Below are 15879 nucleotides of genomic sequence, written 5' to 3'. Positions count from 1 at the left end.
ACAATAGCGTCGAATATTCGACACCGCAACCCGTCGGGGAATGTTTTCCGACGAAATGCGCGAATGAAGTGGGTGAACAGTGCAGACGGGGTACGAGTTATCGCATCTGGCGGCCTTGGAGGCCGAGTCGGTGCACATCTTCCGGGAGGTCGCGGCCACACTCGCGCGACCGGCGCTGCTCTTTTCCGGCGGCAAGGATTCCGCCGTGCTGCTGCACCTGGCGCGGCGCGCCTTCTGGCCCGCGCCGCTGCCGTTTCCGCTGCTGCACGTGGACACCGGCCACAACTTCGACGAGGTGATCGAGTTCCGCGACCGCACCGCCGAGCGCACCGGCGCCCGCCTGGAAGTGGCCCGCGTACAGGACGACATCGACGCGGGCCGCGCCGTGGAGCGCCCGGGCGGCACCCGCAATCCCTTGCAGACCACCACCTTGCTGCGCGCCATCGCCGAGCACCGCTTCGACGCGGCATTCGGCGGCGCGCGCCGCGACGAGGAGAAGGCCCGCGCCAAGGAACGGGTGTTCAGCTTCCGCAACAGTTTCGGCGAGTGGGACCCGCGAGCCCAGCGGCCCGAGGTGTGGAACCTCTACAACGGTCGCCATCAGCCCGGCGAACACATCCGGGTGTTCCCGCTGTCGAACTGGACCGAGCTCGACATCTGGGAGTACATCGATCGCGAGGCCGTCGAGCTGCCCTCGCTGTACTACGCGCACCGGCGTCAGGTGATCGAACGCGACGGGATGCTGCTGTCGGCGACACGCTTCGTCACCGCGGACCCCGGCGAACGCACCTTCGAAGCCACCGTCCGGTTCCGCACCGTCGGCGACGCCACCTGCACCGGCTGCGTCGAGAGCACCGCCGACACCCCGGCGAAGGTGATCGCCGAGACCGCCGCCACCCGGCTCACCGAACGCGGCGCCACTCGCGCCGACGACCGGATCTCCGAGACCGGCATGGAAGACCGCAAGCGAGAGGGCTATTTCTGATGCGCCGCAATCTGTTACGACTGGCGACCGCGGGCAGCGTCGACGACGGCAAGTCCACCCTCATCGGTCGGCTGCTCTACGACTCCAAGTCCCTGTTCGACGATCAACTCGCCGCCATCGAACGAGTCAGCACCGAACGTGGCGGCGCATCCGCCGATCTCGCGCTGGTCACCGATGGTCTGCGCGCCGAACGCGAGCAGGGCATCACCATCGACGTCGCCTACCGCTACGTGACCACGCCACGACGCAAATTCGTGATCGCCGATACTCCGGGACACGTCCAGTACACCCGCAATATGGTCACCGGCGCGTCCACCGCCGACCTCGCGCTGATCCTGGTCGACGCCCGCACCGGCGTTTCCGAGCAGACCCGCAGGCACGCGTTCCTCGCGACCCTGCTCGGCGTGCCGCACCTGGTGGTCTGCGTGAACAAGATGGACCTCGTGGACTGGTCGCAGGAGCGTTTCGAAGAGATCCGCACCGAGTTCGCCGCGTTCGCCGCCAAACTGACGGTGGGCGATCTGAGCTTCGTACCCGTGTCGGCACTGCTCGGCGACAACGTCGTCGACGGCTCCGCGCACATGGACTGGTATCCGGGCCCGCCGCTGCTGCGCCACCTCGAAGACGTCCATATCGCCTCCGACCGCAATCTCATCGATGCCCGGTTGCCGATCCAGTACGTCATCCGGGCGCAGGAGGGCCTCGACCACCGCAGTTACGCGGGCACTGTCGCGGGCGGCATCTTCAAGCCCGGCGACGAAGTGGTGGTGCTGCCCGCGGGTAAGTCGACCCATGTCAGGCAGATCTGGGGTCCGGGTGGCAGCAAGGTCGATGAGGCGTTCACCGGAATGGCCGTCTCGGTGACCCTCGACGACGACATCGACGTCGGGCGCGGCGACCTGCTCGCGCGGCCCGGCAACCGTCCCCATATCGGCACCGAACTCGACGCGATGGTGTGTTGGTTCTCGGAGAGCGCTCAGTTGCGCGAGGGCGCGCAATACTTGGTGCGCACCGCCGCGCAGACCTCGTCCGCGCAGATCACGGCCATCGATTACCGCCTCGACGTGAACACCCTGCACCGAATCGAGGACGTCACCACGTTGTCGCTCAACGACATCGCGCGCGTTCGATTGCGCAGCCGTCATCCGCTGCTGTCGGATCCGTATCGGGAGAATCGGCGCACCGGCAGCTTCATCCTGATCGATCCGGTCACCGATCAAACGGTCGCCGCGGGGATGGTGACCGGGCGAGAAACCGGGACCGACTCGGTGACCTCGGACCGTGCGCGCGCGGCCTCGTCTGTGGTCTGGCACCGGTCGGCGGTGAGTCGCGCCGAACGCGGACTTGCGGGTGCGACGGTCTGGCTGACCGGCCTGTCCGGATCGGGCAAGTCCACGCTGGCCGTCGAGCTGGAGCGGCAGTTGGTCGCGGCCGGCCGCCCCGCCTACCTGCTCGACGGCGACAATTTGCGGCACGGTCTCAACGCGGGACTCGGCTTCACCCCCGCCGACCGGGACGAGAACGTACGCCGCGTCGCCGAAGTCGCCGCACTGTTCGCCGATTCGGGTGCGGTGGCGATCGTGTCGGTGATCAGCCCGTTCGCCGCGCAGCGCACCGACGCCCGCACCACCCACGCCGACCGCGAGCTCCCCTTCCACGAAGTCTTCGTCGACACACCTCTGGCGGAATGCGAGCGCCGCGACGCCAAGGGCCTCTACGCCAAGGCCCGAGCAGGCGAGCTGCCCGGCTTCACCGGGATCGGCTCCCCCTACGAACGACCAGAGAACGCCGACCTGGTCATCACACCCGACCTCGGTTCCCCTTCCGAGATCGCCGCCCATATCCTCCGAGAGCTAGGAATAGCAGACCGTTGACCCACTCCAGTACCGCCACCGAATCCGGTAGCAGCGCGCCACCGGAACCGCTCACCGCGCCGTTCCTCGTCGCGGTAGCCAAGGCCGAAGAACTCATCGCCGCAGCGGAATTCGTCCGCAGTGACCAGGACCTCGCCGAAGGCTACGACTACCTCGCGGCGAGTGTCGCCGCGTGCCTGCGTCTTTCGGGCGCGCACGGCACGTCACATCCGCACTTCGTGTCCTCGACCGGACCGTACGCCAAAATGGGCCTCGACAACCCGGACACCCTCTATTACCACGCAAATATCGAGCCGACCGCCGAATACGTGGTGAGCGGGGTGCGCGGCAGCACCGTCGACCTGAGTTTCCAAGTACTCAAAGGCGACTACACCGCGACCGATGTGCCCGGTGGCGCCGACGCGTTCGACGACCGGCGCATTCCGATCGCCGCCGACGGCAGCTTCACCCTGCGCTTCGGCCCCGCGAAACCCGATGCGGGCCCGAACTACTTCCCGCTCGGGGAAGGCGCGTCCATGCTGGCCGTGCGCGAGGTCTACAGCGACTGGTCCGAGCGTAAGGGCTCGATCCGGATCGAGCGGGTCGACACCATCGGCACCGCACCGGTCGAACCGGATCTGACGCGGATCCGCAAACGGTACGGCGCGGCGGCGAAAATGCTGCTCACCCGCGTGCACACCTGGTTCAACTTCCCGAAGTGGTTCTACCTCGATCTGCCGGTGAACACCCTCACCGCACCACGGCTCACGCCCGGCGGGCTGAGCACCCAGTACTCCTCGGTGGGGCATTTCGATCTCGCCGACGACCAGGCGCTGGTGATCACCGTGCCGAAGTCCGATGCGCCGTACCAGGGGTTCCAGCTGGGCAGTCTCTGGTACATCTCCCTGGACTACGTCAACCACCAGACGAGCCTCAATCACACTCAGGCCCAGGTCGATTCGGACGGGCTGATCCGGATGGTGGTGAGCAAGCAGGATCCGGGCATCGCGAACTGGATCGAGACCACCGGCCGTACCCGCGGCATTCTGCAGTTCCGGTGGCAGCGCACCGATCGCCCGATGACCGAGGCCGATGGTCCGACGGTCGTCGTCGTGCCGATCGACGACATCGCACAACACCTTCCCCATATCGAAGACAACCGGATCGACGCCGCTGGTTGGCGCGACCGTATCGCGGCCCGCCAGCGGGCCTTCGCCGAAAGGATGCTCGGGTGAGCGGGGCACTGTTGGACGGCAAAGTCGTCGTTGTTTCCGGAGTCGGACCGGGTCTGGGCCGGTCGATCTGTCTGGAAGCCGCCGCGGCAGGGGCGACGATCGTGCTCGCGGCACGCACCGAATCCCGACTGCTCGAGGTGGCTGCCGAAATCGAGGCCGCCGGGGGCGCCACGCTGAGCGTGCCCACCGACATCACCGACGAAGCCGCGGTGCAGAATCTCGTGGCGCGCACGGTCGACACCTTCGGCCGGGTCGACGCACTCGTGAACAACGCGTTCTCGGTGCCGTCGATGAAGCCACTCGACCGCACCGATTTCGACCACATCCGGTCGAGCCTCGATATGACGGTGCTCGGCGGTCTACGGATGACGCAGGCGTTCGCGCCCGCGCTCGCCGAGGCCAAAGGCGCTGTGGTGATGATCAATTCGATGGTCGTGCGTCATTCCGAACCTCGGTACGGCAGTTACAAACTCACCAAGGCCGCGCTGCTGGCCATGTCGCAGACCCTGGCCACCGAGCTCGGCGGCAAGGGCGTGCGGGTCAACAGTGTGCTGCCCGGCTACATCTGGACCGATCAGCTGAAGTGGTATTTCGGTCAGGTCGCCGAGAAGTACGGCATCACCGTCGAGCAGGTCTATGAGCAGACCGCGTCGAAGTCCGATCTCAAGCGGTTGCCCGAGCCCGAAGAAATCGCCCGTGCCGTGGTGTTTCTCGCCTCCGACTGGTCGTCGGCGATCACCGGTCAGACCCTCGACGTCAACTGCGGCGAATACCACAACTAGGAGCTTGTAGAAGATGACTGTGCGCACCGATGTCGGCACCGTGGCCGACCTGCACGCCTCAGCCACCAAACTCACCGGTCTCACCGATTTCGGGGCCGACGACTACACCGAGGCGTTGCAGGTTCTGCTCGACTCGTATCGCGACGAGGCCGGGCTCACCGAGCTGGGCTCCAAGATGTCGCGATTCTTCCTGCGCGGTGCGCTGGTCGCTCGTGCGCTGAGTGAAGCCGCGTGGGCGGCCAATCCCGGCTACGTCGAAACACCGGTCACCAAGCCGATTTTCGTCACCGGGCTGCCCCGGACCGGTACCACCGCACTGCACCGGTTGCTGGCGGCCGATCCGGCCAATCAGGGGCTGGAGATGTGGCTGACCGATTTCCCGCAGCCGCGACCACCGCGCGAGAGCTGGGCCGACAATCCCGCCTACGCGCAGATCGACGCTGGTCTGCGACAGCATCAGGTCCAGAACCCCGAATTCATGGGCCTGCACTATATGAGCGCCTCCGACGTGGAGGAATGCTGGCAGTTGCTGCGCCAATCGGGCATGTCGTACTCCTACGGATGCCTCGCCTATATCCCGGGCTACACGCAATGGCTGTCCGGTCAGGATTGGACACCCGCCTACGCACGTCACCGCCGCAACCTGCAGCTGATCGGCATGAACGACACCCGCCGCTGGGTCCTCAAGAACCCCAGCCACCTGTTCTGCCTCGATGCCCTGCTGGCGACCTACCCCGACGCCATCGTCATCCAGACCCATCGCGACCCCGCCACCATCATCCCGTCGGTCTGCAGCCTCAACGAGCACGCCACCCGAGGCTGGTCCACGGTTTTCACCGGCGACACCATCGGTCGCACACAGCTCGACCTGTGGGCGAGCGGCCTCCACGAATTCACCGCCGCCCGCGCCCGACACCCCGAAGCCACCTTCATCGACATCGATTTCGACGATCTCCGCACTGACCCCCTTGGCGTCGTCGAGCGTGTGTACGCCCGTACCGGTGCCGCCCTCACACCCGAAGCTCGAACCGCCATCACCGCCCTCGACAACGAAAGCCGCACCGGCGCACGCAAACCCACCCACCACTATTCCCTCGCCGACTACGGCCTCACCGAGAACATGGTCGCCGAAAGCTTCGGCAGCTGATCTCGAACGGTCAGGCTACCGACGCTCGCCGGGCATCCCCGACCGGATGCCGGCGAGCGATGCGATGTCGTGCTTGTCAGCGAGGCCGGCATCGACCGACAGCAGGGAAAGCAAACGCAGTGGTCGACCGGCCTTCGCCGCCGCCTCCAGCTTGTGATGGCCGTCGAGCAGGAAGTGGATCAATGAATAGTGCGTGTAGTAGTCGCGACTTTCATCGGCAACGGCCGGCTGGCACACGTCCAGGATCGACACCGCCACCGCGGTTGGCGTCGAAACGCTGCGAAGCCGCTCATCGAACTGCGCCACTCGGGTGGCGTCGTTCCACGTCGGTGGAACCATAGGAACAACGAATTCGTACAGGTGCGCGTCAGCGCTCACCGCGGTCTCGAAGGTCCGGTAGTAGACCGTGCGGGGATGAGCGGGCAGCCCCCAGAACGAGTCGATACCCCACGTCTCGACCTGCTCGTGCGCGAAATAGTCGTCGCGATCGAGAGGATGCACGAGCCGCGGCTCGATACCCAGCAACATCGGCTGGTACCGCCCCGCGGGCAGCAATTCGCCGAACGCTTCGATCACTGAATCGTCCAACTCGTCGAGCCCGACAGCCACCCGCGTCGCGAATTCGGGCACCGACAATGTTCTGTTGGCCCCCTCCTTCCGCTCGAACAGCATCGGACAGGTGCCGCACCAAGAGCTCAGCTCGAACGCAGGCCGATCATCGACGAACAACAACCGCTGCCCGGGCGCCCGCGACGGCACCGCCGCCGATTCCGACCCGAACCGAAGCACGGCGTTCAGTGGGTCGCTGCCCATCTCCCGGATCACGCCACTGGCAAGCATCGTCATCAGCCCACGGTAGACCGAACCGACTGCGCCCGATGATGCGGAAAGATCAGCGCGCGACCGGCCGCCACCTCGTGCGGCTTCATTCGTCGACGTCGACCCCGTACCGCCTGGCCAGTTCGGCGAGATCGGTCTCGTAGCCCTGGCCAACCGCGCGCAGCCGCCAATCTTCACCGCGCAGATACAGCTCGGCGAGCAGCAGGGTGCGCTCCACGGTTGCGGCGTCGAGCGTGGAACGTATCGCGGTGCTCGATTCCGTGCCGGCGGCGAAATCCAGCTCGATGGCGCCGACGTCGCCGAAGGTGAGACCGGCACCGTCGAGCGAAGCGGCGAGGACGATGCGAGTGCAGTGCTCGGGCAGGTCATCGAGGACCAGGGTGATCGACTGCTCGTTCGGCCCATCCTCGGAAAGCTTCGCGCCCTGCGATTCTGGCTGGTTGTAGAACAGGAAGTCGTCGGAGTCGTCGACTCGCTCATCGCTGCCGAGCAGGAACGCGACGAGATCCACGGTCGGCGCACTGAGCTGGCTCCACGTTGCCCGCAGAGTCCACGTATTGCCGCCCTCGGCGATCGGCACGTCGATCACCTGACCTCGCGACAACACCGTCGGCTCCGCGGGCCGGATTTCAGCACGACCAGGTGCGGTCGATGCCGCAGGGATTGCCGCGGGCGCGATCGCACCCTGCTCGAGCAGGTCTGGTCCCTGGACCGCCAGTCCGAGTTCGTCGGCCTTTCGCGCGCGCCGGTCGGATTCCCCACCTGCGAGAAGGAGCAGATCTGTCACTGTCGCGGAGAGATTGACCGCGGCCGAACCACCGAGCTCGACGATCCGCGATCGCGCCGCCGCAGCCTCGCCGTGGGTTCCGCCCAGCACCAGAATCCGCCGACCGGCCAGCGGACCCGATTTCGCCCGTGCGGGTGCCGTCGACCGACGTGGCGCCGCGACCTCAGGTACCGCCGCCCCTTTCAGGTGCCCCGGTTCTACCGACTCGAGCAGCGCGGCGAACCGAGCCTCATCGATCACCGGCGTTCCGAACTCGAACGCCTTGCGCGCCTTACTCGTTTCCGCGTGGGCATTGTTGGTGACCAGCACACTGGTTCGGTTGCTCACCATGCTCGTGACGTCGAGCCCCGCAGCCTCGGCACGGGCGGCGAGCTCTTCCCGTTCGATCCGGGTCTCTCCGGTCAGCGCTACCTTCATCCCCTGGCGCAGACGGCCGGCCAGCGCCAGCTTCCCGGGATAGGCGAAATCACACGGCTGCTTCGGGCCGCGACGTTCGACCGGCCACCTGGACTGCGTCGGCCTGGCCGAATCAGGTGCGCAGTCGAGCAAAGGGGGTGCGATACCGAGATGGGCCGCGTCGGCGACCAACGCTCGAAGAACATTCGCGAGAACACGGGTGTCGTCGAGCGCATCGTGCGCCTTCTGCTGCGGCACACCGTAATACGTCGCGAGCGTGCCCAACCTGTAGTCGGGTGTCGGCAGCGCGATGCGGCGGGCCAGTGCCAAAGTGCACAGTCGGCGCCGCACCGGCAGAGCTCCCCCGGCCCGGGCGAACTCCTGCAGCAGGAACCCGTAGTCGAACAGCGCGTTGTGCGCCACCATCACCCGGCCGTCCAGCATGGCCGTCAGTTGGTCGCGCACCTGACCGAACTCGGGCGAGCCCTGCAGCACCTCGGCAGTGAGCCCGTGGATGTGCACGGGACCCGGATCGCAACCCGGATCGATCAGGCTGTGGAACTCTCGCGTCACCCGGCCGGTGCCGTCCAGCGTCACCGCCGCGACGGACAGCACCCGGTGCTGGTGCGGCCGTAGCCCGGAGGTCTCGACATCCACCACGGTGAACGCACCGAACCCGGCTGTTTGCTGCTGCTCGTCGACCTGCGTCATCCCCTGCATGAGCATCGCATCGTTCGCCGGGCCAGGAACGTTGCACTCGACGATCAGTGACGCGCGAGTTGCGGTGCGAGACTTCGGCACCGAGTCGGGGCACCCTATCCGGGCCGTTGGCGCCGACGACTGGGGTGACGGGCCGGGGGCACAGAGCGCCGCCGAAGGATCACTCGCCGCCCATCGCGATTCGGTAGAGGGTGGCGAGGGCGTCGTCGATGGGGTGTGGCTTCGGCTTTCCGTCGGGGCCGATCTCGTTCCACCGCACGAGGTTTGTCGCGACCGACATCTGGCGGGTGCCGTCGGCGCTGGTCAGAGATATCGCTTGGGCACCGAAGACACTGCCGTCGTGGCCCCAGAATGTTTCGCCGCCGGGAGTCCGCACCCGGTGCAGGCCGAGACCGTACTCGATCCGCGTACCGTCCAGTGCGATGACGGGCACCGTACGCTGCATCTGCGCCAACGACTCGCGGCTCACGATGTGCCCACCGAACAGCATGCGGTAGAAGCGATTCAGGTCCGCCATGGTCGAGACGAGTCCGGCGCCGGGCAGCGCCCACGACATGTTGTAGACGCTGTAGTCGCGCGGCGGATCGATCATTCCGAACAGCCGCTCGTACATTCGCGGGTGCGGAACCGACAGGGTCGGCCCGTCCGGGAACGCGGTGTGCTCGAGCCCGGCGCGTCCGATCACCTTCTCGGCAACATAGGTCTCGAACGCAGTTCCGGTCACCTGCTCCAGCAGTTCGCCCAGCAGGAAGTAGTTGGTGTTGGAGTACACGCCGGGGGTCGCTCCGGGCGCCCGGGTGGCGGGCGGCGCGCCGACGCCCATTCCGATCAACTCGACCGGGTCGAACTGGGTGAATTGATGCTTGTCCAGACTCTCCGATGACAGCTGCGTCCCGCCGAAAAAGGCTGCGAGGGAGGGAAATGAGTACGGCAGGTGCTCGGCCAGACCGCTGGTGTTGTTGAGCAGCATCCGAACCGTGATCTGCGCGCCACGCTCACCAGGGACCAAGTGCGGCAGGTAGTCACCGATCGGTGTGTCGAGCCCGATCCGCCCCTGCTCGACCTGCTGCATGATCGCGGCCGCGATGAATGTCTTGGTGATGCTGCCTACTCGGTGGACCATGTCGGGGCCGATGGGTTCGCCGGAGGTCACGTCGGCGACCCCCGCCGTGCCACTCCACACCCGGTCGCCGTCACGTACCTCCATGTACACACCGGTCATTCCCGCGTCGCGGACCGCATCCAGCGCGGATTGCAGCGCAGCCGGATCGAGTCCGGAACTTGGTTGCGCAGTATCTGTTTCGCTGGCCGCCGGCCGCATCGCGCATGCGCTGACGGTCAGGACGGCGACGCCAACCAGCATTGCCAGTGGGATCTTCACGATTTCTGTCCTCTCGTGGTCGGCCGCTGCAGTTCGAAGCGGCGCACCTTTACCGTGGCAGGTGTGACCGTTGGGGCGCTTTCGAAATCGTGTGGTCCGGTGCGGTCGCCGGTGGTCTGGATCCGGCCGGGTCATGCCGGGAATCTCGGGCCCCAAAGCGGCGTTGACCTGCACTCCGGCCCTGTCCCGGTACTCACCGTCGGAATTGACTGGCCGTTCGTTCTCGAGACCGCCACCCACGATGAGATACGCACCCGCAGCGCGTAGCTGTTCGTTGATCCAGCGTCGTCGCCGGCCGCTGCTATCGAAGGGCAGATCCCGATCGGCGACGGACGCGGGTTTCGCCACACCCTCGCACTTCAGCGAAACCTTCCACCGCATGTTCGGAATGTCCGCGATCGCAACTCTGCGCACCGGGATCCGATTCGACCTCGGAACCGCTCAGGCGGGGCTCGCGTGACTCGGCTCAGGACCGATCGGCCACGGCATGCTGTCGTGATCGGTGCGGGTGATCAAGTCGCCGGGGTGAACCAGGTTGCCGTGCTCGTCCCAGGCTTCGAGGGACACACCCCAGGTAGGACGCTGCGAGTTCGCCGGGCCAGACGGGATCGTCCGGGCGCCGCCCCCCTGATAGGCAAGGCGGCGCCGAGGTTCACTCGCCGCGTTCAATCGCCGGTCTGCGCCGAATCCAGGGCCGCGAGTAAGGCCACGCCGCGGGGTGAGATCCGATAGCCGGTGCCCAGGCTGATGGTCAGGCCGAGGTTCTTCAGTTTGCGCACGTTGAGTTTGAAGCGGTGCGGATCACGCCCGAGTTCCTCGGCCAGGTCGGGAGCTCGGGTCGCGGGACGCCGCTGGATGATTCGGAGCGTGTCGTGGGTCCACGGGCCCTCGGCATCGGTCCGGTCCATGCGTGCGAGGCGAGCGGCCAAGGCCGCGGGATCGTCGATCCGGTCGTCGGCGGCCAGTGCGTCGCGCGGATCCTCGTCGGTGAGACAGCGGATCCGGAGCAGATAGATCGGGTCCTCGTCAGCGCCCCGGAGATCGGCGAGCACATCGGCGGGTGCGTCATATCCCGCGGCGCGTGCGTCCTCGATGCTGATCTGCTCGGCGGTGACCGTCGACAGTTGGTCGACGGCGATACGCCCGGCACCCGTGCGGTAGATCTTGCCCTGGGTGGCCTGCCGATGACGCCACCGGCGAAAGAGCACCGTCACCGCCCCACTGCGGATCCCGGCCCAACGCTGCTTCTCGATCAGCATGCGGGTCTCGACTGCCGTGTAGCCCGGTCGGGGTGGATCGTGGTCAGCTCGTCCTCGATCATTCCGTCAGGCTATCGCGCGTGGCACCGATGGGGTCACCCCCGCGTACACCGTTCGTGTGCCATTGCCCGTCCGGGTAGGTGATGTAGAGCGGGCCCAGGTTGCACGGGTTGAGGCAGCCGGTCGGGGTGATCAGGGCGTCGGGGTGGTCGCGGCGCAGAGTTCGGTGCAGCTCGCCCGCGCCGTACACCGTGCAGCGGGGGCCTCGACAGACCAGGATGTGCGCGGTGTGGTCCGGGATTTCGGACCAGGCCGGGCTGCGGAAGGCCCGCGGGCTCGCCGTCACCGGTGCGCCGTCCTCGGACATCCTGGAACGCACCACATCGGCGAATCCGGCGGCGGTGTCGATGCCGTCGGTGATTCGCACGTCGAGGTCGCTCGCGCGGGTTTCCTTCCAGTTCGCTACCGCCCGCGCGATCCAGGTCTCGAGGTAACGGTCGCGTGGTACGGCGAGCGGGATCAGCGTGACCGGCGATGCGTCGCGGGCGGCGCCATCGAGTGCGGTGTGGATGGTCGGCTCCTGCTGGTCGAGGAGCGCGTAATCGACCCCGCAGGCCTGCGCCAGAGCTTCGACGGACGGGAGGTCGACGCCCGATGGAGTCGGCCGGGCGATGAGGACATACCGGCGCGTCATGCGGTGCGCACCGTTCGCCCGGCCGGAATCACCAGCGGTGTGCCCGTCATCGGATCGTCGATCACCGTGCAGTCGACGCCGAAGACTTCCGAGATCAGCTCGGGGCGCACGATCTCGGCGGGTGAGCCTTGAGCGACCACGCGACCGTCCTGCACGGCGACGAGGTGGTCGGCGTAGCGGGCGGCGAGGTTGAGGTCGTGCAGGACCACGATGATGGTGCGCGGCAACAGGTTTCGCAGGACATCGAGAACGTCGAGTTGGTGCGCCAGGTCGAGAAAGGTCGTCGGCTCGTCGAGCAGCATCACCTCGGGGTCCTGCGCCAGCGCGAGCGCGATCCACACCCGTTGTTTCTGACCGCCGGAGAGTTGATCCACCGGTCGGTCGATCAGCTCGAGAGTGTCGGTGGCCACCAACGCTTTTCGCACGGCCTCACCGTCCTGCGCCGACCACTGACGGAACCAGCGTTGGTGCGGATGACGACCGCGGCCGACGAGTTCACCCACGGTGATGCTGTCGGGGACGACGGGTTGTTGCGGCAACATGCCGAGCCGCCGGGCGACGGTGCGCGCGGGCTGCGGTGCGATATCGGCACCGTCGAGCAGGACCGCGCCCGCCGTCGGCGCGATCAGTCGGGCCAGGCCCCGCAGCAGGGTCGATTTGCCGCAGCCGTTGCGGCCGACGATGACAGTGATCGCTCCGGTCGGGAAGTCGACGGTGGCGTCGGTGACGATCGCGGTGTCGCCGTAGCCGAGCGTGAGTCCCTCGGTGGTCAAGTGTGCGGTCATCCAGCGTGTCCGATCCGGGTTGCGCGGGCGAGTAGGTAGATGAGAACGGGAGCGCCGAGGATGGCGGTCACCACCCCGACAGGCAGTTCCGCCGGGAACAGCCGACGGGCGGCCAGGTCGGCGGCGACCACCAGCAACGCCCCGGTGGCCGCCGCGGGCGCGAGCCCGGCACCGCGTTCGGCCAGCAATCGTCGCGCGATCTGCGGCGCCACCAAGGCGACGAAACTGATCGGACCGGCCGCGGCCGTCGCCAGGGTCGCGGCGGCGGCCGCGACGACGATGAGCGTGATGCGGTGCGGGCCGCGCCGCCCGGCCAGTGAGTTCGCCAGGTCGTCGCCCATTTCCAGCAGCGGCAACGAGCGAGCGAGAACGATCAGCGGCGGCACGACCACCACCAGAGCCGCCGCGGCGAAGCAGACATGGCTCCAATCGCGGTTGGCCAAGCTGCCGGTGAGCCACATGGCGGCCGTATGCGCCTGGTAGGTGTCGGCGACGGTCAGGATGAACGCGATAGCCGAGGACAGCATCGCTGTGACGCCGATACCGACGAGCACGAGTCGATAGCCGTCGAGTCCGTCCTTGGTGGCCACGGCCAGGATCAGCGCCATGGCCACCCCGGCGCCGAGCACCGCGCCGCCGACCAGCCCCAGTCCGGCGCCGCCGAGCAACACGCTCACCACCAACGCGCCCAGTGAGGCGCCCGCGTTGATCCCGATGATCTCGGGGCTCACCAGTGGATTGGTCGCGATCCGTTGCAGGATCGCCCCTGATATCGCGAAGGCCGCGCCGACACACAGTCCGGTGAGCACGCGCGGCAACCGGTCGGCCACCACCACGTCGTACTCGATGAGCGTGCCACCGCCACCGAGTACCCGGATCACATCGGCGACGGTGAGCGGGTAGTAGCCGATCGTGAGTGACCACGCCGCCACCGCCACCGCGGCCGCCGTGATCAGCACAGTCAGCACCGCGGACCGTTTCCCGACGCGAAAGACGATGCGCCGGTCGGGTGTTCGCAACAACAACGTGTCGCTGGGCAGCACGCCGCCCTCGGTGCGCGTCACAGGGTGGCCACCTTTCGATTGCGCACGAGATAGAGGAAGAACGGCGAGCCCGCGAAGGCGGTGATGATGCCGACCTGGATTTCCTGTGGCCGCGCCAGCATCCGTCCGAGAATGTCGGCCGCCAACAGCAGCGTCGGACCCAGCAGCGCACACCACAGCAGAATCCACCGGTAGTCGTGTCCGGCGAAGAATCGGGCGATGTGCGGGATCACCAAGCCGATGAAGGCGATCGGTCCGGCGATCGCCACCGCAGAGCCTGCGAGCAGCACCACGCTCAACGCGCCGATCGCGCGCGTCGCGACCAGTCGGGTGCCGAGCGTGCGCGCCATGTCGTCACCGATGGCGACGGCGTTCAACGGCCGTGCCACCACGACCGCCAGCAACGACCCGACGGCGATGAACGGCACCGTCCCCCACACGGATTCGATGTCCGCACGGGCCAACGAGCCGACCACCCAGAACCGGAAGTTGTCGAACAGGGCCCGGTCGAGCAGGGTGATCGCCGTGGTGATCGACCCACACAATGCGGTGCAGGCAGCGCCCGCGAGCGCCAGTTTCACCGGCGTCGCGCCGCCGAACCCCAACGATCCCAGCGTGTAGACGAGCGCGGCGGCGATCGCGGCGCCGAGGAAGCCGAACCAGATGAATCCGCCCGTCGCCGTGAGGCCGAGCGCACCCATCGCGATCACGATCGCCAACGACGCCCCCGCGTTGATACCGAGCAGGCCCGGCCCGGCCAGCGGATTGCGGGTGAGCCCCTGCATCACCGCGCCCGCCAGCGCCAACGCGACACCCGCGAGCAGGCCCGCGACAGTTCTGGGCAGCCTGATGTAGCGCACGACCCGGTCGGTGTCGGTCCCCTGAAAATCGGTGAACGCGACCGCCGCCTGGTCGAGGGTGAGCGGGTGTGCACCGATCAGGATGGACGCCACGCAGGCAGCCGCCAGCGCGGCGCCGGCCAGGATCAGACCGGTGCCGCGAGCGGTGCGCGTCACCGCCGGAACAGCTCGGGATGGATCAATTCGGCGACCAGTTCGGTCGCGTGCGCGATCCGCACCCCTGCCGCCCGGTCGGCGAACAGGAACGGGTGCACGGTTGCGTTGCGCACGGCCGCCAGATTCGCGAATGCCGGGTTTCCGACGATCTTGTCGACCTGGGGTTGTCCGTCGACGCGCGTGTAGGTCGCCTTGCAGCACAGGCTGGTCAGGATGATGTCGGGGTCACGGGCGATGAGCTCTTCCGCGCCGACGGGAACGTTGCGCTTGGCGGTGAGATCGGCGAAGGTATTCACTCCGCCTGCGGCCTCGATGATCTGGGTGATGAAGTCGATGCCGCCTGCCACGGTGTAGGAGCCGTCGTCTTTGGGGGTGACGACCGCGACCCGAGGCTTCACGGCGTTGCCGACCTTCGCGCGGACCGCGTCGATGCGCGAACTCAGCTGTGTGACAACTTCTTCGGCGCGCTCGGAGGCACCCCACAGGGCACCGAGGTCGCGCAGGTCGGCGTACACGTTGTCGAAGCGCACAGTATCGGGGTCGATCGCTTCATCGGCGAGTCCGTCGGCGCTGGGGCACAGCGGACTCAGCACCCAGCTGCGCACACCCAACTCGTTCAGACTTGCCCTGGTACCGACGCTGTTCTGCGCCGAGGAGGCGAACACCCCGTTGAAACCCGACATGACGAAGTCGGGTCGCTGGGCGAGCAGTTCGTCGCGACTCGGCAGCTTCTCGACGTAGGGCGAGCGCGCCTGCGCGGCGACATATTCCGCAAGCACGGCGGAGTCCAGGAATGCTGTGCCCACCAGCCGATCGGTGACGCCGAGCGCGTGCGCGATCTCGATCGAGGGCTGATACGCCGCGTAGATCCGCTGCGGTGGGCCGTCGACGGCGACGTCGATCCCACAGTTCACGCGGGTGACAACAGCTGCGCCGCCCGTATCGGAGGTCGGTTG

14 protein-coding genes are annotated in these 15879 nt (G+C 67.3%); 5 read left to right on the top strand and 9 right to left on the bottom strand.

Features of this window, described 5'->3' with window-relative positions; genetic code table 11:
- Positions 1 to 79 precede the first annotated feature (79 nt).
- The 5 genes from cysD to OHS03_RS10550 are packed head-to-tail and all read left to right on the top strand — an operon-like array spanning position 80 to position 6002.
- Entirely contained in the window at positions 80 to 985 is a 906-nt protein-coding gene (cysD, locus tag OHS03_RS10570) for a sulfate adenylyltransferase subunit CysD (RefSeq protein WP_328662567.1), read from the top strand.
- Positions 985 to 2859, top strand: a complete 1875-nt coding sequence (cysC, locus tag OHS03_RS10565) for an adenylyl-sulfate kinase (protein WP_328662566.1) — start codon at positions 985 to 987, stop codon at positions 2857 to 2859. Before cysD ends, cysC begins: the two co-directional genes overlap by 1 nt.
- Positions 2856 to 4073, top strand: a complete 1218-nt coding sequence (locus OHS03_RS10560; protein ID WP_328662565.1) for a hypothetical protein — start codon at positions 2856 to 2858, stop codon at positions 4071 to 4073. Before cysC ends, OHS03_RS10560 begins: the two co-directional genes overlap by 4 nt.
- Positions 4070 to 4855 carry an SDR family oxidoreductase gene (locus OHS03_RS10555; protein ID WP_056819617.1) on the top strand — a complete coding sequence of 262 codons (786 nt, stop codon included), beginning with the start codon at positions 4070 to 4072 and terminating at the stop codon, positions 4853 to 4855. Before OHS03_RS10560 ends, OHS03_RS10555 begins: the two co-directional genes overlap by 4 nt.
- 13 nt (positions 4856 to 4868) lie before the next feature.
- Positions 4869 to 6002, top strand: coding sequence for a sulfotransferase family protein (locus OHS03_RS10550; RefSeq protein WP_328662564.1), 1134 nt, complete (start codon positions 4869 to 4871; stop codon positions 6000 to 6002).
- Positions 6003 to 6017: 15 nt separating this feature from the next.
- On the opposite strand, the gene OHS03_RS10545 is transcribed toward OHS03_RS10550, so the two are convergent.
- From OHS03_RS10545 to OHS03_RS10505, 9 genes are all read right to left on the bottom strand, one after another.
- Positions 6018 to 6731 carry a hypothetical protein gene (locus OHS03_RS10545; protein ID WP_328662563.1) on the bottom strand — a complete coding sequence of 238 codons (714 nt, stop codon included), beginning with the start codon at positions 6729 to 6731 and terminating at the stop codon, positions 6018 to 6020.
- Positions 6732 to 6927: 196 nt separating this feature from the next.
- Positions 6928 to 8751, bottom strand: coding sequence for an exonuclease domain-containing protein (locus OHS03_RS10540; protein ID WP_328662562.1), 1824 nt, complete (start codon positions 8749 to 8751; stop codon positions 6928 to 6930).
- A 154-nt stretch (positions 8752 to 8905) separates the two neighbouring features.
- Positions 8906 to 10126, bottom strand: a complete 1221-nt coding sequence (locus tag OHS03_RS10535) for a serine hydrolase domain-containing protein (protein ID WP_328662561.1) — start codon at positions 10124 to 10126, stop codon at positions 8906 to 8908.
- Positions 10127 to 10791: 665 nt separating this feature from the next.
- On the bottom strand, positions 10792 to 11385 hold the full coding sequence (locus OHS03_RS10530; protein ID WP_328662560.1) for a hypothetical protein: 594 nt from the start codon (positions 11383 to 11385) through the stop codon (positions 10792 to 10794).
- Between the two features lie 58 nt (positions 11386 to 11443).
- The gene (locus OHS03_RS10525) at positions 11444 to 12079 is read right to left on the bottom strand and encodes a (2Fe-2S) ferredoxin domain-containing protein (protein ID WP_328662559.1); all 636 of its coding nucleotides are present in this window, start codon (positions 12077 to 12079) and stop codon (positions 11444 to 11446) included.
- Positions 12076 to 12864, bottom strand: a complete 789-nt coding sequence (locus OHS03_RS10520) for an ABC transporter ATP-binding protein (RefSeq protein WP_328662558.1) — start codon at positions 12862 to 12864, stop codon at positions 12076 to 12078. The genes OHS03_RS10525 and OHS03_RS10520 overlap by 4 nt, the downstream gene beginning before the upstream one ends.
- Positions 12861 to 13928 (bottom strand): FecCD family ABC transporter permease, encoded by a 1068-nt coding sequence (locus tag OHS03_RS10515; RefSeq protein ID WP_328662557.1) that lies wholly within the window; start codon positions 13926 to 13928, stop codon positions 12861 to 12863. Before OHS03_RS10515 ends, OHS03_RS10520 begins: the two co-directional genes overlap by 4 nt.
- On the bottom strand, positions 13925 to 14923 hold the full coding sequence (locus tag OHS03_RS10510; protein WP_328662556.1) for a FecCD family ABC transporter permease: 999 nt from the start codon (positions 14921 to 14923) through the stop codon (positions 13925 to 13927). The genes OHS03_RS10515 and OHS03_RS10510 overlap by 4 nt, the downstream gene beginning before the upstream one ends.
- Positions 14920 to 15837, bottom strand: a complete 918-nt coding sequence (locus OHS03_RS10505; RefSeq protein WP_328662555.1) for an ABC transporter substrate-binding protein — start codon at positions 15835 to 15837, stop codon at positions 14920 to 14922. The genes OHS03_RS10510 and OHS03_RS10505 overlap by 4 nt, the downstream gene beginning before the upstream one ends.
- Positions 15838 to 15879 lie beyond the last annotated feature (42 nt).

It is taken from the genome of Nocardia salmonicida, assembly GCF_036142455.1.
GTDB classification, from domain to species: Bacteria; Actinomycetota; Actinomycetes; order Mycobacteriales; family Mycobacteriaceae; genus Nocardia; species Nocardia salmonicida.
The sequence above is the reverse complement of the archived record's forward strand: the minus strand, read 5'-3'. Positions and strand labels throughout refer to the sequence as shown.